Source organism: Sphingobium sp. TomTYG46, assembly GCF_055396345.1.
This window is the reverse complement of record NZ_AP027324.1, coordinates 496,630-518,168: the sequence shown is the minus strand read 5'-3', so window position 1 is coordinate 518,168 and position 21,539 is coordinate 496,630. Positions and strand designations below refer to the sequence as shown.

Here is a 21,539-nt window from a genome sequence, read left to right as displayed (position 1 = left end):
ATTATATTTGTACTTAATGTCAAGATTGGATCAATTTCCACACATAATGTGTTCGACCCAATCAGGCTGTTAGACGCCGATCAACTGGATCCCTCATTCCCGCGCTGGTACAGTCGATCGGTACAGCAGGGTTGGATCACACATCAGAAAACACCGGCTTTCTGCTATTCTTTGATGAAGCCAACCCTACCCGCAGTTGTCACCACTCTCTCATAGATACACATCGAACGCTCGTAATTTCAGCGCCGTTCGGCAGGTTTGTGACATATGGATCGAACTAACTTGCATCTCTGTCGTTTGATGTTGGGCAATTGTGGAGACGAACCATGCGTAACACATTCTTATTGATGGCAGGATTGGCAGCCGCTGCCAGCGTTGGCGGCTGTTCTCGTGAAACGACGCGCGATGGACTGCGGGGTGCAGGCATCGGCGCGGTCGGTGGTGCGGTAGCAGGTGCGATCGTCCCCGGGCTTGGCGTAGCCGAAGGCGCGGCAATCGGCGCTGCGGGTGGTGCTGTCGTAGGCGCGGCCACGTCCGATGGACAACGCCGGTGGGAACGTGACCGTCGCGGCCGCGAATATTATATCGACCGCAACGGCAACCGCGTTTACCGCTGACGCCAAGTCGCCGCGCGTTGCACGCGGCATTCAATGACATGACAGCATCTTGGGCGCAGCGATGGCAGGGCCGGGACAGAATCGTCCCCGCTATTGCGGCGTTCTTGGTGAACGCCGTCATCGGCTATGCATTGATAATCGGCCTGAGAGCACCTTCACTACTACGCTCGGCGATAGATAGCACCCCCTTGGCGTTGTTCAATCTGAAGCCCTCCGCGCCGGACCAACCCAAACCTCCCCCGCCTAAGGAAACCCGTGAACCCCAAGGCGAAGGCGGCGCTGCGTCCGGATCTCCTCGCCGCGCCGAGAAGGTGCGAGATCAACCACCGCGCCCTACCAGCGTTGTAGCCCCGTCGCCCATAATACATACCCCTGCTCCGATCCTACCCACCGCGCCGACAGCCTCCATAAAGAGCGACGCAGGCGGCGCGGGTAGTGGCGCTACTCCCGGCTTTGGCAGCGGGTCCGGCGGCACTGGAACCGGCACTGGTCGTGGGGATGGCGAGGGAGGCGATTTCTCGCGGGCGCGCCAAACCGGCGGCCGCTTTCGCAATTCGGATTTCCCTGGCTCCTTACGCAGCGTCGGCCGCGTGACAATCGGCGTGCGATACGCCATCGGTCCTTCGGGACAGGTCGACAGATGCGAAGTTATCGAAGGAAGCGGCTATCCGGAGATTGACGCGATGACTTGCCGCGTCATCATGGAACGATACCGCTTTCGCCCTGCCCGCGACCCCGAAGGATATGCCGTTACTGAGGTGCGGGAAGAGGATTACCGCTGGCGTGTGCGTTAGAAGCGGCAGAAACTAGACAACCAGCATCGACACCCACCAGCCGGGGAGTGCCGCGACCGCCAGACATGTGCCCAGCGGCACCCGCGTCGCTGCCGTTATTCTCCGGCCCAACGCGACGCTTGCCAGCACCGCCATCAGGCCAATCCCCGCAGCCATCAGCAGGATGAACGGCAGCGCCTGCCATCCGAACCAGGCCCCTAGCCCGCCCATCACCTTCGCGTCACCGAGGCCTAATCCTTCCCTCCCCCGCGCCATCCGATAGCTGACCGCTACCGCCAGCAGGACACCATATCCTCCTGCCGCCCCGATCACGCGATCGGACAGCGCCGCATCCGTCACCCACAGGCCCAGTGTCAGTCCAAGGAACGCCAACGGCAACGTCAGCGCGTCCGGCAACCAGAAATGCCGCCAATCGAGGATCGCCAATGTCAGCAGCAGCCATCCAAGCAAAGCCCATCCAGCCCCCACCAGCCCCGGCGCCAGACCGGATGCGAGCGCCCCGATCACCGCGCAGCCCGCCTCCATGCGCCCGTGCAGCGGTGCGATCTTCCCGCCGCAAGTCCTACACCTGCCTCGCAACAGCAGCGCACTTATCACCGGGACAAGGTCGACCGCGCCCAGCACCCGCCCGCAGCTATCGCAAGCCGACCGTCCACGCATGACGCCGCGACCCTCGGGCCAACGCAATATCAGCGTTCCCAAAAAGCTGCCCGCGATCGCCCCAGCAACCGCGCCCAGCGCCGCCCACAGCGGATCGATCACAGCGTTCCTTCGACCTTCAGCACCCGCGAACCGCTTGTCCCGGCAAAGCCAGCCTTCGCCAGTGCATCGCCGAGCGCCGCGTCCGCCGTCTCCACCCGCATCTCGGCAACATAGCGCCCTGACCGCCATATCCGCAGGTTGATCTTCTCCAGCCCGGACTGGCTGACCAGCGGCAGCAGCAACGCCTCGCCATCACAACTCGCTACGCCCGACAGCCCTTGCGTCAGGTTGAGACCCGGGAATTGCCCTGCCAACTGCGCCCGCACCCGACCCTCGGCATGGCCGCAACGGTCGCCGGAAAAATACGCGGTAACATCCTCCATCGCCAAACTCGCGATCGGCAGCGGCGCAAAGCTTCGCCCGAGCGGCACAGTCCCCGTCACATCGTCAATGCCCGCGCGCCCGAAACCCACGGTCAGCGCGCCGCTCAGATCATCCGCCGCGCCCTGCCGCCGCCATATGTCGAACCGCGCCCGCCCCATCAGCAAAGACACCGGCGATAAAGCGGCATTCACCGACCCGACCGGCATTGTGCCCAGCATCAGCTGATCGATCCGCCCGCTCCACAGCGTTCCCCGCACCTCCCGCGCGGCGATGCCCAGTCGCTCCAGCCCGGACAGCCCCAGCGCAATCCGCATGGGCATGAACAGGATCAGCCCAAAGACCAACAGCAGGACGATCGCAATTCGCGTCCGCTCAGACCAGCCCAGCCGCGTCATTGCCCAGCCCCCCGCACAAGCGCCGCCTGCACCGAAACGCTGCCCGCCGTCGGGGAAGGCCGCGCGCTCATCGTCTCCACGCGCACGCCCTGCGCCTCCAGCGCCGCAAGCCAGGAAAACAGCGCCACCGGCCGCACCGACGCCATCGCAATCTCGATCCGCGCGTCGCCCTGCGCCTCCGCCCGCTCCAGCGTCAGCCCAGCCTCGCCCGCGCTCTGGCTCACAAGCTGATCGATCGCCGTCCCGGAACTCGCAGCAACCCCTCGCGGCAATGTTTTGAGCAACTTCACCTTCGCCCGCATCGCCGCATTGCGATCAGTCGCGGCGAGCAGCCCTTCACGCGCCGACCGCTGCGCCGAAGCCAACGGCCCCACCACGCCCAGCCACAGCAGCACCACCGCCAGCAGCGCGAACATCACGCCCAGCATCCATTGCTCGCGCGGCGATCTCCCGCCCCACATCGTCTTCATCGCATCCATCATGATCGCACCGTAATGTCGGCCAGCGCCCGCCCGCCCGGGTCCTGCGAAGGCGTCGCCGTGATGGTGAAGCCCGCGCTCTGCAACGCCAGCAGCACCGCGTTGATCTCCTCCACCTTCGCCGCCGCCAGCGTCCCCCGGATCATCCCATCGGGATCCCGCGACAGCGCCGTCATCGACACGCCCGGCGCTTCCTGCAAGGCGCTCAGCAAACCCGCAACCGGCGCGGTAAAGGCATAAGCGCCCGCCCCGCGCGCCGCCAGCTGCCGCTCAATCTCCGCCTCCGCCTGCGTCAAGTCACTCGCACTCGGCACCACCTGTCGCGCCAGCGCCAGGCTCTCCGCATCCAGACTACTCGCAGCCACATTTTGCCGCACCATAACCGCCAATGAAATGAACAGGCTGACAAGCAGGATCAGCCCGCTCCACAGCAATATCCGCCGAAGCACCGCCTTGTCCGCGACCCGCCGCACCCGCTTGGCAAAGTCGCTCTGCCGCAGGTCCAGTGGCGGCCGCTCCAGCGCCTCGACGGCCCGCGCCTGCAACAGATCGGCAGGCACATCCTCAATCACCGCATCGGCCGCCAGCACCGAAGCCAGATCGCCACCAAAAGCAACGTCACGCCCCCGCAACACCGCCTCGCCATCCAGCGCGCCACGCACAAAACCCTCAACGGGCTCCGGCAGCAGCAACGGCGCAGGCACGATAATGTCCGGGTCCAACCCATGATGCTGCGCCCAAAGCAGCCAATGCTGCATGTCGCCCCTCGCAGCGACCGCGACGACATGCGGCCGCGCCGGATCATCATTCTCATCCGCCGCCGCAAACAGCTGATCAGCAGGCACGATCCCGCCCGCCAGCGCCGCCAGCCGCGCCGCCGCCCTCCCCTGCCGGGGTGCAAGTTCAGGATAGTCCGCCCAATGCAAAGTCACCATCGAAGCAGGCGGCACCAACATCACCACCGCATCGGCAGGCAACGCCGTCAGGCCACAAGCCGCCAGCCAGTTTGCCCCCCTGCCGCTCTGCGCCACAGCGCCATCGACAACGCGCATCCACAGCGGTTCGCCCGCTTCGGGCAGCGCCACGATCAGTCCGTCACGCACGCTCACGCGCCGCTCCCCCAGCTACGGCGGATCAACCTCGCCGGGCTCTGCCGGGCATCGATCATCGCCCGCTCCACCACCTGCGTTCCCCCAACGTCCACCGTCACTTCCACCCCGAAAAATCCTGTCGTCAACTTGACCTGATTGGCCGCTTCCTCAAGCGGACTGATGCCCTGGCTGGCCAGCGGCGCCCAAAATTGCACCGTGCTGCCGTAACCCTCGGTGGGCCGCTGCGCCAGATATTGCCGCGCTTGCGCCACGCTCACCTGCCCTTGCAACAGCATGGCGAACAGCACCGCCTGCCCTGGCAGCAGCGTGTTGACGTTGATCGGCGACAAATCCGCCGTCGGCAACGCGCAAACCCACGGCCGCGCCAGATCATAGATGGCGGACGTCACCCCATGGACCGCGCGCAGCTCACTCGCATCCACCATGAAGCGATTTGCCGTGCGATAGGGCCGTGCCGCCTGCGCATAGACCTCATCCTCCGCCCCGCCGGGCTGCGGCACGCTGTCGCTGTCGATCCAGTCGGCGAGCGATGCCGCCGCCACCTGCGCCTGCCGCGCATCCACGCCCAGCGCCTGCAACAATGCCTGAAATTGCGACACGCCAACCGGCCGAACCTTCAAATTGGACTCATTCTCGCCAGCCACCACGCTGTTGAGGTTGAAGCAGTTGCCCGCATCACTCACCCGCGCACTCGCGACACCACCGGGAACAGCGACCGGCTGCGGCGTCCCCATCCAGTTTCCCGCCAGCGTCGTCTTGCCCGGATTGGCGGCGATCAGATCACCGATCCGCAACCGCGCCATCTCCACGCCCGCATCGGCAAAGGCCCGCGCCTGGTCCACCGCGCCGCTATTGCCCGTCATCCGGGTAGCCAGCGCCAGCCGCTCCAGCGCCGTGGAAGCAACCACGGCCATCACCGCGACCAGCAGCAATACGGTCAGCAGCGCCGCTCCCCGCTCGCCCTTTTCCCCGGGATCAGGCACCAGCCATCTCCCCTTCCAGCTTCTCCGCAGGCCCCGGCCCGACCAGAAAGCGCAAGGTGACAGGCGCTTCACCCATGCGCGTCACCGTCATTTCAACAGCGCGCGGCATCAGGTCGGGCTGCGTCGGTATCCACTCGTCACGCCACTCCCCCTGCGCGTCGCGAAAGCGCAGCGCGACATCATCCACATGGTCCAGCAGCGTAGCTGGATCGTCCCCCGCCGCGCCATCGACTTGCGCATAAGTGCGCCGCTCCAGCCGCCCTTGCCGCACCCAATATTCCACCTTCTGCAAGGAAGGCCGGGGCAAATCGCCCAGATTGTCCCAGCCGCCACGCACAAACTGCATCACCGGCACGGCCTCGCCCTCGCGGTGTGACCAGAATGCAGGCGCCAGCGTCCCCGTCTCCGTGCGGCTGATACGCGGCACCGCCTGCCCAAGATCGGCTGCCAGCGCGCCACCTGCCCTTTGCACGGCCGCCATGTCATCCAGCCGCGCCTTGACCTGCGCCTGCGCCGACACGCTGTTCCCCAGCAGCAGCACACCCGCCGCCGCCAGCATCGCAAAGATCATCAGCGCCACCAACAGCTCTATCAACGTAAAGCCCGCCTGCCCGCCCGGCCCTCCGTTCGCTTCGAGCGAAGCCTGTCCTGAGCCCTGTCGAAGGGTCGAGAAGCCTGATGCGCGACTGAAATCCCTGCTGGCTATGGCGCGCATCACTGCACCACCCGCACAAAGCTCAGCACGACCGGCGATGACCCCGTCTGCCCATTCACAGTCAGATCAACCTGCAACAGTCGCTTGTCTCTAGTAGCCTTGACCGCCCTCACCCAATGCCAGCGTCGCCCGCCATTATCGACATCGCCCTCTTCCCTGCCCAGCGAGGGCGGCGCGGGATCGGTTTGCACGTCCACCATCAGGTTACGCGCGACAATCTGCCCCAGCGCCTTGCTGTCGAGATCCGCCGCCGTCCGCAAAGTCACCCCCTGCAACCGCACCAGCGCCAAGGCAGCCAGACTGAACACCGCCAACGCCACCAGCATTTCCAATAGCGTGAAGCCCGCCTCACCGTTCCGGCCCGCACCCCTCCCCGTTCGGGCTGAGCTTGTCGAAGCCCTTTTCTTTCTTCCAGCAAAGCTGTCGAGGATTTGGAGCCTACCCACCGACCATGACCTTCCCCGCCATATCGACAGTCACGGAAACCCGCTCAGCCTCCCGCGCCAAAGTCACCGTCATGGCGTCAGTCGGCAGGCCAGTCCCATCAAAGCCGATCTGCTGCCGCCCGTCCTTGCCAACCAGTGCCCGCGTCCCGGCCTTCCAGTTGGCCGTCACGAACGGCTTGTCCTCCAACGGCACCCATTGCGCCCCATTGCGCCGCTGAAAGCCATAGCCCGACGCGGAAACCCACACCCCCATCGGCCGCGCGGTAACGACCGCCTCGTCGCGCGCGGCGGCGACGCGCGCGGCAAAGCGATCGGCATCATAGACAACCCGCCCGCGCGGGTCGGGCATGGCAAGCACCACCGCAGCCGAAATGAAACCGACGATCGTCAACACGACCATCAGCTCGATCAGGGTAAAGCCATTGGCGATCGGCCGACGAACCAACCTCTCCCCGTTCGGGTTGAGCCCTTCGACTTCGCTCAGGATCGCCGCCTCAAAGCTCGCTGGAATAAATATCCGCATTCTCGCTCTCGCCGCCCGGCTGGCCATCCGCGCCCAGCGAACTGATATCGAACGCGCCCTTCCGCCCCGGCACCGCATAATGATAGGCCCGGCCCCACGGATCATCCGGCAGCTTCTTGATATAGCCGCCCCGGCGATACCGCTGCGGCTGCGCCAGTGATGCGGGCGGATTGATCAGCGCCTGCAAACCATCCGTCTGCGAAGGGTAGCTCAGATTATCGAGCCGGTACTGCTCCAGAGCCTGCTCGATCGTCGCAATGTCCGCCTTCGCCTTCTCCACCCGCGCCGTGTCGGTCGCCGGAATGACGTTGATCGCCACGATCGTCGCCAACAGCCCGATGATGACGATCACCACCATCAACTCGACCAGCGTAAAGCCGTGTTCGGCGGAACGCCTCGAGAAGGTGAAGCCATCCTCGCCTGCTTTTCGACCTCCGTTCGCACTGCGCTTGTCGAAGTGCCTTTCTTCTTTTTGGAAAAAGCGCATGGCTCTGGAAATAGACATAATCACTCCTCAAGCCCCCGTAAGGCTCTGCAATTGCAGGATGGGTAGCAGGATCGACAAGATGATCACCGCCACGATCCCGCCCATCAATATGATGATCACCGGCTCCAGCATGGCGAGCGCAGCGGAGGTGAAGCTGTCAAACTCCCGCTCCAGATAATCGGCCGCCCGCTCCAGCATCGTATCCAGCCGCCCCGCACTTTCGCCACTCGCCGCCAGATAGACCAGCAACGGCGGAAACACACCAGCCCGCCGCAGCGCCGCCGACAGGCTCCCGCCCCCGCGAATGGCCTCGACAATCTTCTCCGAAGCCTGCCGCAAAACCCGGTTATGCACCGTCTGCGTCGTCAGCGTCAGGCCTTCCATCAGCGGCAGGCGGCTCGCCACCATCGTGGACAGAGTCCGCGCCATCCGCGCCGCATGAAGATCGCGGATCAATCGGCCCACCAGCGGCAACCGCAACAACAGCCCATCGAACCGATAACGGAACGCCTCAATCTTCAATGCCCGCCAGAAACCAAAGGCACCCAGTCCAATCAGGATCGCCAGCAACCACCAATAGCCAGCCAGAAAGGCCGAAGTCCCCATCACCATCCGCGTCAGCAGCGGCAGGTCCTGACCAACCGTATCGAACTGCTCCACAACCTTGGGAACGACAAAAATCATCAACGCCGCGACCACGCAGACGGCGAAAGCGGCCAACACGCTCGGATAAGCGATTGCCGTCAAAACTTTCGACCGGATCACCGCCTGCCGTTCCATCAGGTCGGACAAGCGCTCCATGATCGTCGGCAAGCTGCCGGAGCTTTCACCCGCAGAGACCATCGCCCGATACAGCGCTGGAAAGCTCTTCGGCTCCGCGCCCAGAGCATCCGCCAGCCGCCGCCCTTCCAACACACCCGAATGCACCTTACTGACAATCGCGCGGACATGCTCCTGCTCGCTCTGCCGCCCGATCGTCCGCAGCGATTCTTCGAGCGGGCTCACTTGGATCAACGTCGACAGCTGCCGCGTGAACAGCGTCAATTCCTTCGCCGACAAACGAGGCGCGCGCAGGGAGAAGGCCGCTCGCCTGCCTACCTTCTCCGCTACGTTCGGCTCGATCCGCACGATGAACAGCTTGCGCGCGTCCAGCTTGGCCCGCGCATCCTCGACCGTATCGGCCTTGATCTTGCCGCTGCGCTCCTTGCCCGCCGGATCGATGACCAGATAATCATATTCAGCCATCGGCGATGGTTTCCACCTCGGCCGCATCGCGCCGCGACACGCGGATGGCTTCCTCCGCCGTGGTCTGTCCATCGCGCACCAGCGCCCGCGCCGCCGACCCCAGATTGGGCGCATTGAGGAAAGCATGCCGCGCGATCAGGGACTCGTCACCCCCATCATTGATCAGGCGGCGGATGGTATCATCCACGCGGATGGCCTCGAACACGCCGATCCGGCCCTTATAACCAGTCCCATTGCACTCCTCGCAGCCTCGCGCCCGATAAATGATCGTTCCGGGATCGAAACCAAGCAACGCGCTTGCCGACTTGTCCGCCTGCACCGGCTCCCGACAATGCTGACAAAGCCGCCGCACCAGTCGCTGCGCGATCACCGCTCGCAGGGTCGAGGCGAGCAGGAACGGCTCCACCCGCATATCCCGCATCCGCGTGATCGCGCCCACCGCATCATTGGTATGCACGGTCGATAGCACCAGATGCCCCGTCAGCGACGCCTGCACGGCAATCTCCGCCGTCTCCCGGTCACGAATTTCGCCGACCATCACCACATCAGGGTCCTGCCGCAGGATCGCGCGCAACCCCGCAGCAAAGGTCAGCCCGACTTTCGCATTAACCTGCGTCTGCCCGACCCCCTCGACCGCATATTCAACCGGGTCCTCCACGGTAAGAATATTGCGCGTCCCATCGTTCAACTGCCTCAGACCCGCATAAAGCGTCGTCGTCTTCCCCGACCCGGTCGGCCCCGTGACCAGAATAATCCCGTTCGGTTCATGCAATCCTTCACGAAAAATCCGATCCGCCGCCCCCGCCATGCCCAGCAGGTCGAGATTCATGCCCGCATTCTCCTTATCGAGAATACGCAGCACCACCCGCTCGCCCGCCCGGCTCGGCAGCGTCGATACACGCACGTCCAGCAGTTTCCCGCCAAGCGTCAAACCGATGCGCCCATCCTGCGGCACCCGCCGCTCGGCAATGTCCAGCCGCGCCATCACCTTGATCCGGCTCACCACCACCGGCGCGACATGTGGCGGCATGCGCAAGGTCTCGCGCAGCACCCCATCGATCCGCATCCGCACGATCAGGCCGGTTTCATAAGGCTCGATATGAATGTCGGACACACCCTGCCGCGCCGCCTCGGCGATGATCCCGTTGATCAGCCGGATCGCGGGCGCGTCATCGGCGCTGTCGAGCAAGTCGTCGGCAGTCGGAATGTCTGCGGCAAGAATGTCCAGCTCATCGGCGCCCACCTCCAGCGACCCGGCCATGGCGGCAGCGCGGCCCTCCATCGCATAGTGATCCGACAGGTGCCGGTCGAACTGTGGCCCATCAACGAACCGCACATCGAAACTTCGTGCCAGATGGCGCCGCACTTCCAGCAATATGCGCGGATCGCTCCCCTCCCGAACTGCGATCGTGAGGCGGTCTCCGTCCAGCGGCAGCATGACCACGCCATGCTTGCGCGCAAAGACATAGGGAATATCCACCGCGCGGGGCGCGCTGTGCGGCACGTCGAGATCGGAGTGGGGCTCGCTCACCCTAACCTCCGTTCGGGCTGAGCCTGTCGAAGCCCTCCCTTCGAAAAACGGTTCACCGCCGACCTCCATTCGCCGCACCGTCCACCGGCCGCACCACGCCGCTCGATTGCCGCACCGTCGGTTCAATCACTTGCGCCGGGCCAGCACTTGACTGCGCCACCGCATCACTCGCCTGCATCGCAGCGGCTGGCGGTTCCGCGCCCATATAGTCGCGCACCAATTCGTCGATGCTCGGTTCCTGATCGGGGTTCCGCGCCAACTGCATGTCCCGCACATAGCCATAGCGTTGCTGCGTCAGGCGCTGCGCATCCTCCTTCGACCGAAGGATGGTGGGCCGGATGAAGACCATCAGGTTGGTCTTGCTCCGGCTCTTGCTGCGCGACTTGAACAACTCACCCAGCCCCGGAATATCGGACAGCAGCGGAATACGCTCGATCGTCTTGCGCTCGTTGTCGTCCAGCAAGCCACCAAGCGCCAAAATCTCGCCATCATCCACCGTGACCGTCGTCTCGATCTCGCGCTTGTTGATGATGAGGTCGCTATTATTGTTGGACACCGGCCCGGCGACGCTCGACACTTCCTGCCTCAGGAACAGCTTGATCGCGCCGCCCGTATTGATCTGCGGCTTCACCTCCAGCTTGATGCCGACATCCTGCCGCTGCACGGTACGAAACTGATTGTCGAAATTCTGGCTGAGCGCCTCGCCGGTCGTGATCGGCACCTGTTGCCCGACCAGGATCGACGCCTTCTGATTGTCCAGCGTCATAACCGAAGGCGTGGACAGGATATTGCTGTCGGTGTCGGACCTGACAGCGTTGATGATCGCCCCAAAAATACCGTTCCGCCCGATCTGCGTCGCAACCCCGCCAAAGCCGCCCGTCGCGTTCATCAAGCTATCGACCGCCGCCTGCTGCAAGGTGTTCGACAGGCTGCTATTCTCGGTCGAGGTGGTCGTCGTGGTCACGCCGCCGTTGACGACCGTCGTGGTGGTCTTACCCAACTCGTTCGCGCCAATCGCCCCCGCCAGTGTCAGCAAGTTGGGAGAAGCGTTGGAATAATTGGTAGCAGCAAAACCCGTCTTGGCGCTGCCGATCAGGAACTGCACGCCCAGCTTCTTGGCGGCGGCATCGCTGATCTCGACGATGATCGCCTCGACCAGAACCTGCTCCCGCCTCGTATCGAGTTGCCGAACGGTCTCGCCAAGCATGCGCTGCACGTCGCTATTAGCCGCTACGATGATCGCATTGGCTCCCTCATAGCGGGTAACGATCGCAGGACCCCGCGTCGAAATGCCGCCACCCGAAGAACCCGCCGAACTCACCACCGCAGGCGCCGCCGCAACCGGAGCAGCACCATTCCCCGCCGCCGGAACCGAAGCCGTCACGGCAGAGTTGGACGATTGCCCAACCAATTGCTGCAACACAGGCAGCAGCTTTTCGGCATCCGCATGTTCCAGCCAATAGACGCGAATCTCCGTCCCGCTTGCCGCCTGCCGATCAAGATCGCGCGCCATCTGCGCCAATCGCGTCACCGTCCCGGCATCGCCCCGGATCGCGACCGAATTGCTGCTGTCGATCGGCACGATAGTCGCCGCGCGCTGCGTCCCTTCGCCACCATTCTGCACCAGCGCCTGAAGTGAAGTCGCGATTTCTCGCGCGCCAGCATTCCGCAACATCACCGTCTGCGTCGCCGCCGTATCGCGATCGATCCGCGCCAGGACCTGTCGGATACGCCCGATATTGTCGGCATAGTCTGCAACGACCACGCTGTTCCCGGCGCGGTTGGCGGTCACCGATCCATCCTTGCTGACCAGCGGCCGCAATGTCTCCAGCGCACTGGCCGCATCGATCGAGCGCAGGCGGAACACCTCGGTAACGAACTGGTTGCGATTAGCCCCCCGTCCGACGACGCTAGGTTGCCCGGCCGCCCCGTCAGCAGGCTGAATGCGATAAGCACCGCCCGGAGCTGGCACCGCCACCAGCCCATTCGCCCGCAACGTCGACAGGAAAATCTCGAAATATTCCGATCGTGACAGCGGCCGGTCGGTCACAACCGAAACCTTCCCCTGCACCCGATTGTCGATGATGAAGGTCCGCCCCGTCACGCGCGCGGCATCCTGAATGAAGGCGCGAATATCGGCGTCGCGCACATTCAGCGTCTGCTGTGCCATGACAGGCGACCCGACAGGCGCGGCCAGAGCGAGGGCGGTCGCGGCGGAGAGAAGGAATTTTCTGGTCATTGGCCTTGCAGAGTAAGGTTGATCGTCGAAAGGCTGGCACCCCGCTCGACGGTCAGGGAAATGCGCGCGCCGGGCATGATCTTGCCCTGCAGCGCCTGGAGATCGCTAGGCGAGCCGACCGGCTGCCCATCGACCTGGGTGACGATATCGCCAGGCTGGAACCCGGCATTCTGGAAAGCTGGTCCTTTGGCCATCAGGATGAGCCCCGTGATCCGGCCATTCTGCATGCGAGGCGCAAAACCGATGTCGCGCTTCAACCCATCCGCCGTCGGATTGTCGATGCCGCCTGTCGGCGCTGGAACAGCGCCGCCTTCGCCCGGCGCAGTGACGGGCGCGGGCTGCGACTGGTCGAGAAATATCTGCTCTTCCACGCCGCCGCGATCGATGGTGACATGGTCGAACGCCACCCCCTTCAACAGCACACCCGGCAAAACCTCGTCACCCACGGCAAAGCTGTTCTGCACCCCGTCGAGGCCTGCAATGATGGCCGATCCCAGCCCCGACCCTTCGTTCAACCGGATGCCGTAAACCGTCAGTGCCAGCGAGGTGACGACCCCACCGCCCGCCGCCTGCTGCGGTCCAGCCCGGTAAAAGGGGTCAAAACTGGAAAATAGCGCCTGCCGCGCCGCGGAATTCGGAAATTGCGCCTGCCGCCCTTCCCACGGTCCAAAGCTCCCGTCCGGAGTCAGCACAGCCCAAACCAGCCTTGCACATTGCAGCGCCAGGAGGCCCAGCAACAGCTTCTCGGCAACCCGCGTCCAGTCGATCGGCGCGAGGCGGCGGCTAAGGCCTTGAAAGTCACTGCGAAACGGCACGCGCATGGAACTTGGTGATCCCCCTTGACACCCGCGCTGCTAGGCAATTGTTTTTACTGCTGGATGACAGACTTGTGACCTATCCATGACAAGGGCAATCCGCAAGCGATGACGCTTGCATTTGGAGCGTCGGACGGTAGCAAAAGGCCCGATCCACCGCCCACGAAGGCGTCCATGCAAAGCCAGCCCATCCCTACAGCAGCCGATGCCGATGCCGATGCCTCCTGGATCGCATCCCATCCACGCGTCCAGCGCGTACCCAGCCGCGATCTGACGCTCTTCATCCAGCGGGATTTCCTGACAGCGGAAGAATGCGATGGCCTGATCACACGGATCGAGGCGCGCCGCCGCCCTTCCACCATCGCCGATGCCAATGGCGACACAGGCTTCCGCACCAGCGAGACTTGCGATCTCGACAACGCCGATCCCTTCATCGGGGCAATAGACGAAAAACTCGCCGCCTTCGCCGGGATCGCCCCATGTTTCGGAGAACCGATACAGGGGCAGCGCTATGCCGTGGGCCAGGAATTCAAGGCCCACACCGACTATTTCGATCCCGCTGGCCTCGACTTCGCCCGCTACTGCTCCGTATCAGGCAATCGCACATGGACGCTGATGGTCTATCTGAACCAGCCCCCCGCAGGCGGCGCGACCCGCTTCGTCAAGATCGGCAAGACGGTTCAGCCCGAACTTGGCAAGCTACTCGCCTGGAACAATCGCCTTGAACCCGGACGCTATAATGGGGCCAGCCTGCACCACGGGCTGAAGGTGCGCAGCGGCGTCAAGCACATCATCACAAAATGGTATCGAGAGAAGCCCTGGGCCTGATCTTCAACGCCAGAATCTCTTGGCATCCGCCAACTCATCATAGGCTTTGCCCGCCGCCGCCAGCAGCTTCTTCTTGCTCCGACCGCTCTTCACCAGATCGGCATCGACCGGCAGGCCATGCCGCGCCAACAGGGTCCGCACGTTGACCAGATCATTGAGCGCGCCCAGTTCGTCCTGCAATCCTTCCAGCGCATCGATGTAGCACGCGTGCTGTCGCCTCTGTTTCCTGGCGTCGAATAGACCCCCGAAAAATTCGGCGGCGTAGCGCAGCTTCTTCGCCTTCTTGCGCACTTCGTGACGGTGCGCGTCATCCAGCTTCGCCAGATGCCGTGCATGCTTCATCTGCCAGCGATGAAAATGCTGCAAACGGCGCGCGGCAAACGTCTCCGCAGCCTCATCGCGCAACTTGCAGCCATCGGCATCCGGCTCGCCTATTCCAAGCGTCAGCCATTCCACGATATCGATCATCAAGCCCCGCGCCCGATCGGATTCCAGCGCATCGATCACCTTCGCATGAACCACCGCGCGGACGGCAGCCAGTTGCTCGTGCAGTTCGCCCGGCTTCACCCGTTCGATCAGCACATCCAGATCACGCGCCTCTCCCAGCAGCTGCGCCAGCCAGCGAAGTTCACCCTGAAAGCGGGTCACGTCTTGCGCCGCCAGCATTGACCTGAACAGCGTCAGCGCCGAACGCAGCCGCCGCACGCCTACACGCGCCTGATGCACCGCCTGCGGATCATAATGGTCGAGCAGCAGATCTTCGTTCAGCCGATATTGCCGCACACAGTTGCGCATAATCGCCTGGAACGCCGACTGCACGCTGATATCAGGCTTCAGCGCCAGCCTCTCCGCCTTGAAGCAGGCGGGCGCGGGTGCCAGCAGCCGATAGCCTCGTTCCGACTTTGCCGCGACGCCCAGCCGCACCGGCACTTCCGCCTCTATTCGCCTGGCGAGCGCAAACAGGCCGACGGGCTCTCCTGCCTTCAATTCCAGTTCGACTTCACAGATGGGCGACTGCCGCTCACCCGCGCGGACCCATCCCCTGTCGAGCACCAATTCGATCTCCGCGGCCCCCTCGGCAATTTGCCATGTGCGCCGCTCAACCTCGACCTTGAACGCGGGTTCGATCATCTCCGCTGCATCACCTAGAACGCCCGCAATAGGTGTGCGGCTATCGATCACCGGCTCGTCCTGCCTGACCGGCATTTCCCATTCCGCCCGTGAGAACAGCGCTCCGCCCCGATCTTCACTACCGGCCTTGACGGTCTGGACGCGCTCCTCCCCTGATCTGCGGATGCGCAGGGTATATCCTCGCGCTTCCAACTGCTTGTCAGGCGTATCGAAATAGACGGCCTGAAGTTGCGACCGGCCGCTTTCAGCGGGCAGCAGCGCCAATTGCTCAAAGGCCTCCGCCGCCTGCTGCGACAGCTCCAGTTTCAGCTCGACTTCCTGCTTCACCGCCTGCCTCCGCTTGAGGCCAACACCTAACACGGCGCAGGAAAACGCGCGAATCACAGATGGCGAAACGGCCGATCCGCACGAAGCAGATCGGCCGTCAAGCCTCATCAGAGAAAGTTCAATCAGAGCGCCACGGTCAATGAAGCCGCGAAGGTCGTGCCGATCTTGTAGCGGTTGTAGAACACCTTGTTGCCGTCCAGTTCCTGCAATTCCTGGAACTTGCGACCGGTGATGTTACGCGCCTCAAACTTGAACTCGCTCTTCACCCCGCCCGGCAGGGTCACGCCTTGCCGCGCCACGAAGTCCAGCGTCAGTCCCGGCTTTTCCTTGATATCGGGCTGAAGGTTGGGACCACGGCTGGTGACGCGCGGGCTGGCATATGTCAGCAGCAGCGTCTGCTGCGACAGCCTGTCGGTGTCTTCAAGACCAAGCTGCAAATTGACCAGATGATCCGACTGGCCGGTCAGCGGCACCCCATCCTGGAAATAGTCGGACGCGGCGGGCAGCGAGCCGGTGGTATAGCTGTAGGGGATGGTCGTATCCCCTTCGCTCACCTTCAGCTTCGACTGGGTGTAGGTATAGTTGCCGATCAACACGATCCGACGGGTCTGGAAGAACGGGCTGCTCCAGTTATCGAGTGGCAAATATTTCTGCGCCTCGAACTCGACGCCGTACAGCGTGGCTTCCGGCGCATTGGCGAAGCTGGTCGTCACGTCATATTTGTCGTTGATCGTCGTGTAGGTCTCGATCGGATTGTCGATCTTCTTCCAGAACGCCGCCGCCGTAAGCCGCTCATCCCGGCCCATATACCATTCCGCACGCAAATCGGCGTTCCACAACTCGCTATCCTGCAGGAAAGGGTTGCCGCGATAGAAGCGGTTGGAATCGGTATCGATATAGGGCTGGGCGATCAGCTCGCGGAACTGCGGGCGTGCAATCGTCTTGGAACCGCTCATGCGGAACTGCAGCCCCTTGGCCGCCTCGACAGTGATGGTCGCGGCGGGCAGCCAATATTCCTTGTTGATGCCGTTCACCGGCTCGACGCCCGTATTGTAAACGTCCACGCCGGTGACCGACTGACGCCCCTTCTCATAACGCACCCCCGCGTCCACGGTCACGCCTGCGATCGGCCGCACCTTCACCTGCGCATAGCCCGCATGCGTCCGCAGAGCGGCGTCATAGACGGGATAGTTGCCCGAAAAGTCCAGCAGCGACATGTCGAACAACTGGATCGAAGCGTCCGACAGCAAGTAGTCGGGCCGCAGCTGTTGCACGGCGATCGGTAGGTTGGTCGCGTCGAAATGCAACTCATAGCGCGAGGACGTGCGCTTAGTATCGCTGAACGCATAGCCCACCGTTGCCGTCAGATCGGGCGAGAATTTGTAGCTGAGGTCCCAGCCCGCTGACCACAGGTCTTCGCTGAGATCGCTAAACGTAATAGACGCATCGCCCCGCTGGCGGTTCAGCGCATTGACGAAGCGGTCGCCCACGGGATCGACCGTCAGGTCACGATTGGTCCGCACATATTCAAACTCGCGCTCATAGGGCGCTTCCCGCTGCGAATTGGCATAGCCGCCGCGCAGGTCGAGGCTCAGGCCCTCCATCAGCTTGAACTCGCCGACCATCTGGGTGTCGATCAGCTGCCGCTCATACCACGCGGTGTTCTGCTTCATATAATCCGCGCCCGCGATCGCGCCGTCATTCTGCCCCAGCGTCAGGGCGCCGCGCTTCAGCGTGTCGCGGATATAGACATTGGTCCAGCGGATCTTCTGATCGCCCAGTTCAAGGCCAACCCCGAACAGGCTGTTGAATGTCACCTCATTATCCGTCGACACCTGTACGCCGTTCTTGCCGGGCGCCTGCTCCAGATTGATTGACGCCTGCTGTAGTGAGGACCGTGTCCGCCACTTGTTGCTGTAGGACGCGGTGAACAGCACGCCCAACCGCCCGTCGCTACCCACGTCCATCGCAGTACCGGCGTTCAGCGACCCCGAAAAGTTGAAAGGCAGGCTGTTGGTCCGCTGGAGCACGGAAGTCTTCGCATTCAGGAACTGCATCGAAATCGCCTGCAGGTCACCACGCGTCATGTTGGAGAATGGCACTCCACTACCGAAAGCCTGCGCCAGCAGTGGCGGAACGTCGCGCGAACCATCGTCAAAGCCGGTCCAGTCCGACTTTGATCCATAATAGGTGTAGCCCATGTTGCCCGACGTTTCGGTATTGGCGGAACTCCCGATCCCCAACTCCAGATAGCTTTCCACCGGAATAGCCTTGGTCGTCAGGTTGATGACACCGCCACCGAACTCTCCGGGAAAATTGGCCGAATAGCTTTTCTGCACCATCGTCGATGCGATGACGCTGGTCGGGAAGATGTCGAGCGGCACGACGCGCTTCAGCGGTTCCGGGCTCGGCAGAGGCGACCCGTTGAGCAGCGCCAGCGAATAGCGGTCACCAAGGCCACGCACATAGACATAGCCGCCCGACACGACCGAAAGGCCTGTCACGCGCTGGAGCGACCCGGCGATGTCACCTTCGCCCGTGCGCTTGATGTCGGCGGCCGACAGCACGGTCACCACCTGCGGAGCGGCCTGGGACACGTTGCTGGTGCGGCGTCCCGTGACGATGATGTCGGACCCCGGCACGGACACATCGACATTACCGGTCTGCGCATCGGCTTCCTCGGATGCGGTCGGTACGCCTGATGTGGGCGCGCTATCGGTCGTGGTCTGCGCCATCACCGCCGGAGCGGAAAGGGCGGTCGAAATCAGGAGCATGCGCGCCAGGCTGAGCGGCTTCGACATGGCTTGGAGTCCCCCTTGGGAAAATTCTTTGTAAAGAGGGCGGGGAAGCGGCTGATGCACGCTCCCCCGCCCCTGTTCAGGGTCAGGTCGATCAGGTCGTCGGGATGGCGGTGCAGTTCGCGCTGCTGCTGCCGAAGCTCGCCGTGACCGAATTACAGGTCCAGCCTGCGTACCAGCTGTCGTTGCTGTCCTTCACCGCGCCGATATAGTTGGTGGTGGTGAAGTTGCTGTCGATCGTCTTGGGGTCGATCGCGGCGCGAGCCGTTTCCGTCGCCCCGTTGATAAACAGGCTGGTCAGCGAAGGCGTGTAGGCAAAGCTGCTGTTCGGATCGGTCGCGAAGATCGACTGGACCGTTGCGGCATCGACGCCGCCGGTCCCCTTGAACGGGGTGGCGTTGCACTGCATCACGACCGACAGGTAACGCGGCTTGCCCGCATCCTGTAGCGCCGCGTCGGCATCACGCACCGTCGCCGCGCTGTTGATGCGCAGGCAGCTCTGGTCAGGGCTGACGATGATGCCGTTCACCATAGCCAGGTCAGCCCCGCCGCGCAGCATCATGGTCGCGCCGTCATCGCCGGTATTCGACCGCTGGATATGCGTGAAGTTCGCAACCTTCAGATACTGGCGGGGCAGCGCGTCTTCGGAGAAGCTGGTGCCGGTCGTCGAACCATTCGAGTCCGTCTCGGTGAAGGTATCGCCGATATTGTTGTTGGCGCGCTGGACCGAGATGACAAACTGGGCCGTACCGCGGAAGCCCACGTCCGTATCCAGATTGTCGTCCTCATTACCGGTCAGCACCAGATACTTCATGTGGGTCGAACCACCGAAAGCCTCGATGCCGTCGTCCGAGCTGTTGTGAACCTGAATATGATCAAGCTGCGTGCCGGTGCCGACGCCCGAAGGGGTCAGGCCCTGCAGTTCCTTGCCATTCGCCAGCACGAAGCCGGAATAACGGATCTGGACATAGCTCATGCGGCCTGAATTGTCCGCGTCATTGTCGCCACCATAGAGCGCGCCGGTCGTGCCCTCGGTGTCGCGCTGGCAGGCGGTGGTTCCCGGAGCCGCGTTAGGCGCCTGATCGCAGTCGGTGATCTTGGCGCGGCCCAGCAGCACGATGCCGCCCCACTGGCCTGACGACTGATCGGTGGCGGAACCGGTGACATTTTCACGGCTGGTGAAGACGATCGGCTGTGCGGCCGTGCCCACGGCGTTGATCTTGTTACCCCGATTGACAGCCAGGAAGGCGCTACCGGTGCCGGCAAAGACCACCACGCCCGGATCAACCGTCAGCGTCACATTGGAGCCGGTGCTCGCAGCGCCCTGATCAGTGCCGACATCGACGCGGCCGGGCAGCGAATAGATGACGCCCGCCGTCTTGGCGATCGCGGTCGAGCTGTTGAAACGCGCGGGGAAGCCGCAATTGCGCCACGTATTGGTGCCGTCGCTGATAGTGCCTAGGTTGGTTAGCTGATCCGCGCCAGAGATGGTCGGGCAGTCGGCAGCAGCAGTCACATTGCCCGGCGTTGGAGTGGGCGTCGGACTCGGCGAAGGCGTCGGCGCGGGCAGGACGATCGTCCCCTCGCCCGGCGAAGCGATGTCATCGGCACCGCAGGCGCTCAGAGCAGCGCAGGCGCAACCCGCCATCAGGATGGTATTGATACGATTAGTCTTGACCATGTCGTCTCCGCTCCGGCGATGCCGGTTTGTGTTAAGATGCGGAGCGAAGGGGATTCACGAATCGGACAACGCCCCCTGCCGCCCTCAGTCGCCGCAGCTAGGCGCGCCGGATGACAGAGACATTTTGCTTCCGTGACGGGAGAGTGACTTTGAAATGACAGTTCAGAGACTCTTGTTTCACTTTGATGATTGCGAAAGCCGTCCACGCAAAAAGAAAGGCGCCGTCCCACCGGACGACGCCTCACTGTTCAATGACTTAACGCGCTGAAGTCAGCGCATGGCATAGCTCGCTTCGAGGCGGCCGAGCGCGCGGCGGGCGACATCCCGCGACGATGCTTCTTCACCATTCGCGAGCAGCAACGTCGATTCCGGCGCGAAACGGGCGGCGCCATAAGCCTCTCGCGCATCCTTCATCCGCCCGAGGCCCGCATAGGCATTGCCAAGGTTGATCAACCGAGCCGGATCATTCGCCCCGTCCGGCCACATCGGCGCAAGGCGGCGAACGGCCTTTTCATAATCCTTCGCCACCAAGGCCGGGGCGGCCAATTGTCCATCGGGGACACCGACCACAACCACTTCATCGGATGCAGCCACGGCCGCGCCCGACATGCCCCCGGCCAGCACCAACCCGACGATCGCCGCTACCTTCATCATCCAATTTCTCCCGAAAAAACTTTCTACAATAGCCGGGATTATTTCATCTCGATGACATCTGAACAAGCAGCGAACCACGCCCAAAAATGATTTTTATTCATTGTAATTCAATATGTTATAAATTTTTCTTTTAACTGTCATAGAACTGTAATTGAACCGTCTTGGTTCCCGCCAGCCGATTCGCGGCTGCAGATTCAGCCACCAGCCCATAGCGAGCGCCGCCCGCCCCGCAGGACGGCCACCAAAATCACTCGAATGAAGGAAGTCCGGAGGATTCTGTTGCCCGGCTCCTCCGGAAGCCGCTGAATTCCCTTCTGTTGCCCGGTGGGTTCAACCGCGTTCTTTTTGGGTAATGTCAGGCCGCGAGGCCATCAATTACGCAGCAAGAGCAAGAGCCTCGTTATCGTTGGCACTTACGTGTTTTGAACATTTTTACGGCTTACTCAGGCCGGGTGAAGACATCGCCTTTCAACACACGTCGATCCTAGTTCGGCCCCGTCAGACACCCCGTACAAGCCGGGATATGTGGTGGAGCCGCCGGGTACTGCCCCCGGGTCCGCTGCGCCTATTACACGACACGATTTATCACCATAGCCGGGCGAACCCGGCAAAACCCATATGGGACAGCGCGCCCCATTTATCAACCTTTTCGG

General features: G+C 63.1%; 20 protein-coding genes and 1 other RNA gene. 3 read left to right on the top strand and 18 right to left on the bottom strand.

The window, feature by feature from the left end:
- Window positions 1-326 precede the first annotated feature (326 nt).
- Window positions 327-617 (top strand): hypothetical protein, encoded by a 291-nt coding sequence (locus tag ACZ5YV_RS02690; RefSeq protein ID WP_449471718.1) that lies wholly within the window; start codon window positions 327-329, stop codon window positions 615-617.
- 590 nt (window positions 618-1,207) lie between these two features.
- Window positions 1,208-1,411, top strand: coding sequence for an energy transducer TonB (locus tag ACZ5YV_RS02685; RefSeq protein ID WP_464788464.1), 204 nt, complete (start codon window positions 1,208-1,210; stop codon window positions 1,409-1,411).
- 12 nt (window positions 1,412-1,423) lie between these two features.
- On the opposite strand, the gene ACZ5YV_RS02680 is transcribed toward ACZ5YV_RS02685, so the two are convergent.
- From ACZ5YV_RS02680 to ACZ5YV_RS02620, 13 genes are read right to left on the bottom strand one after another with little or no spacing between them, the layout of a single operon-like run.
- The gene (locus ACZ5YV_RS02680) at window positions 1,424-2,173 is read right to left on the bottom strand and encodes a prepilin peptidase (protein WP_464788463.1); all 750 of its coding nucleotides are present in this window, start codon (window positions 2,171-2,173) and stop codon (window positions 1,424-1,426) included.
- Window positions 2,170-2,892, bottom strand: a complete 723-nt coding sequence (gene gspN, locus ACZ5YV_RS02675; RefSeq protein WP_464788462.1) for a type II secretion system protein N — start codon at window positions 2,890-2,892, stop codon at window positions 2,170-2,172. Before gspN ends, ACZ5YV_RS02680 begins: the two co-directional genes overlap by 4 nt.
- Window positions 2,889-3,374, bottom strand: a complete 486-nt coding sequence (gene gspM / locus ACZ5YV_RS02670; RefSeq protein WP_464788461.1) for a type II secretion system protein GspM — start codon at window positions 3,372-3,374, stop codon at window positions 2,889-2,891. Before gspM ends, gspN begins: the two co-directional genes overlap by 4 nt.
- Window positions 3,371-4,480 (bottom strand): type II secretion system protein GspL, encoded by a 1,110-nt coding sequence (gspL, locus tag ACZ5YV_RS02665; protein WP_464788460.1) that lies wholly within the window; start codon window positions 4,478-4,480, stop codon window positions 3,371-3,373. Before gspL ends, gspM begins: the two co-directional genes overlap by 4 nt.
- Window positions 4,477-5,466 (bottom strand): type II secretion system minor pseudopilin GspK, encoded by a 990-nt coding sequence (gene gspK, locus ACZ5YV_RS02660; protein ID WP_464788459.1) that lies wholly within the window; start codon window positions 5,464-5,466, stop codon window positions 4,477-4,479. Before gspK ends, gspL begins: the two co-directional genes overlap by 4 nt.
- Window positions 5,459-6,181, bottom strand: a complete 723-nt coding sequence (gspJ, locus tag ACZ5YV_RS02655) for a type II secretion system minor pseudopilin GspJ (protein ID WP_464788458.1) — start codon at window positions 6,179-6,181, stop codon at window positions 5,459-5,461. The genes gspK and gspJ overlap by 8 nt, the downstream gene beginning before the upstream one ends.
- Window positions 6,181-6,627, bottom strand: coding sequence for a type II secretion system minor pseudopilin GspI (gene gspI / locus ACZ5YV_RS02650; RefSeq protein ID WP_464788457.1), 447 nt, complete (start codon window positions 6,625-6,627; stop codon window positions 6,181-6,183). The genes gspJ and gspI overlap by 1 nt, the downstream gene beginning before the upstream one ends.
- Window positions 6,620-7,072 carry a GspH/FimT family pseudopilin gene (locus ACZ5YV_RS02645; protein WP_464789133.1) on the bottom strand — a complete coding sequence of 151 codons (453 nt, stop codon included), beginning with the start codon at window positions 7,070-7,072 and terminating at the stop codon, window positions 6,620-6,622. Before ACZ5YV_RS02645 ends, gspI begins: the two co-directional genes overlap by 8 nt.
- Before the next feature lie 49 nt (window positions 7,073-7,121).
- Window positions 7,122-7,655 carry a type II secretion system major pseudopilin GspG gene (gene gspG, locus ACZ5YV_RS02640; RefSeq protein WP_464788456.1) on the bottom strand — a complete coding sequence of 178 codons (534 nt, stop codon included), beginning with the start codon at window positions 7,653-7,655 and terminating at the stop codon, window positions 7,122-7,124.
- A gap of 9 nt (window positions 7,656-7,664) precedes the next feature.
- A complete protein-coding gene (gspF, locus tag ACZ5YV_RS02635) occupies window positions 7,665-8,882 on the bottom strand; it encodes a type II secretion system inner membrane protein GspF (RefSeq protein ID WP_464788455.1) in 1,218 nt (405 codons plus the stop codon).
- The gene (gspE, locus tag ACZ5YV_RS02630; protein WP_464788454.1) at window positions 8,875-10,413 is read right to left on the bottom strand and encodes a type II secretion system ATPase GspE; all 1,539 of its coding nucleotides are present in this window, start codon (window positions 10,411-10,413) and stop codon (window positions 8,875-8,877) included. The genes gspF and gspE overlap by 8 nt, the downstream gene beginning before the upstream one ends.
- Window positions 10,414-10,465: 52 nt before the next feature.
- On the bottom strand, window positions 10,466-12,652 hold the full coding sequence (gene gspD / locus ACZ5YV_RS02625; RefSeq protein ID WP_464788453.1) for a type II secretion system secretin GspD: 2,187 nt from the start codon (window positions 12,650-12,652) through the stop codon (window positions 10,466-10,468).
- Complete coding sequence (locus tag ACZ5YV_RS02620; protein ID WP_464788452.1) at window positions 12,649-13,473, bottom strand: type II secretion system protein N; 825 nt, start codon at window positions 13,471-13,473, stop codon at window positions 12,649-12,651. The genes gspD and ACZ5YV_RS02620 overlap by 4 nt, the downstream gene beginning before the upstream one ends.
- A gap of 168 nt (window positions 13,474-13,641) precedes the next feature.
- On the opposite strand from ACZ5YV_RS02620, the gene ACZ5YV_RS02615 reads away from it, so the two are divergent.
- Window positions 13,642-14,295 (top strand): prolyl hydroxylase family protein, encoded by a 654-nt coding sequence (locus ACZ5YV_RS02615; protein ID WP_464789132.1) that lies wholly within the window; start codon window positions 13,642-13,644, stop codon window positions 14,293-14,295.
- 3 nt (window positions 14,296-14,298) lie between these two features.
- On the opposite strand, the gene ACZ5YV_RS02610 is transcribed toward ACZ5YV_RS02615, so the two are convergent.
- From ACZ5YV_RS02610 to ssrA, 5 genes are all read right to left on the bottom strand, one after another.
- Entirely contained in the window at window positions 14,299-15,786 is a 1,488-nt protein-coding gene (locus tag ACZ5YV_RS02610) for a CYTH and CHAD domain-containing protein (RefSeq protein ID WP_464788451.1), read from the bottom strand.
- 89 nt (window positions 15,787-15,875) lie between these two features.
- On the bottom strand, window positions 15,876-18,554 hold the full coding sequence (locus ACZ5YV_RS02605) for a TonB-dependent receptor domain-containing protein (protein WP_464788450.1): 2,679 nt from the start codon (window positions 18,552-18,554) through the stop codon (window positions 15,876-15,878).
- A 91-nt stretch (window positions 18,555-18,645) separates the two neighbouring features.
- Window positions 18,646-20,232 carry a hypothetical protein gene (locus ACZ5YV_RS02600; RefSeq protein ID WP_464788449.1) on the bottom strand — a complete coding sequence of 529 codons (1,587 nt, stop codon included), beginning with the start codon at window positions 20,230-20,232 and terminating at the stop codon, window positions 18,646-18,648.
- 270 nt (window positions 20,233-20,502) lie between these two features.
- Window positions 20,503-20,886, bottom strand: coding sequence for a tetratricopeptide repeat protein (locus ACZ5YV_RS02595; protein ID WP_464788448.1), 384 nt, complete (start codon window positions 20,884-20,886; stop codon window positions 20,503-20,505).
- A gap of 303 nt (window positions 20,887-21,189) precedes the next feature.
- Window positions 21,190-21,534: a transfer-messenger RNA gene (ssrA, locus tag ACZ5YV_RS02590) on the bottom strand.
- Window positions 21,535-21,539: the final 5 nt, after the last annotated feature.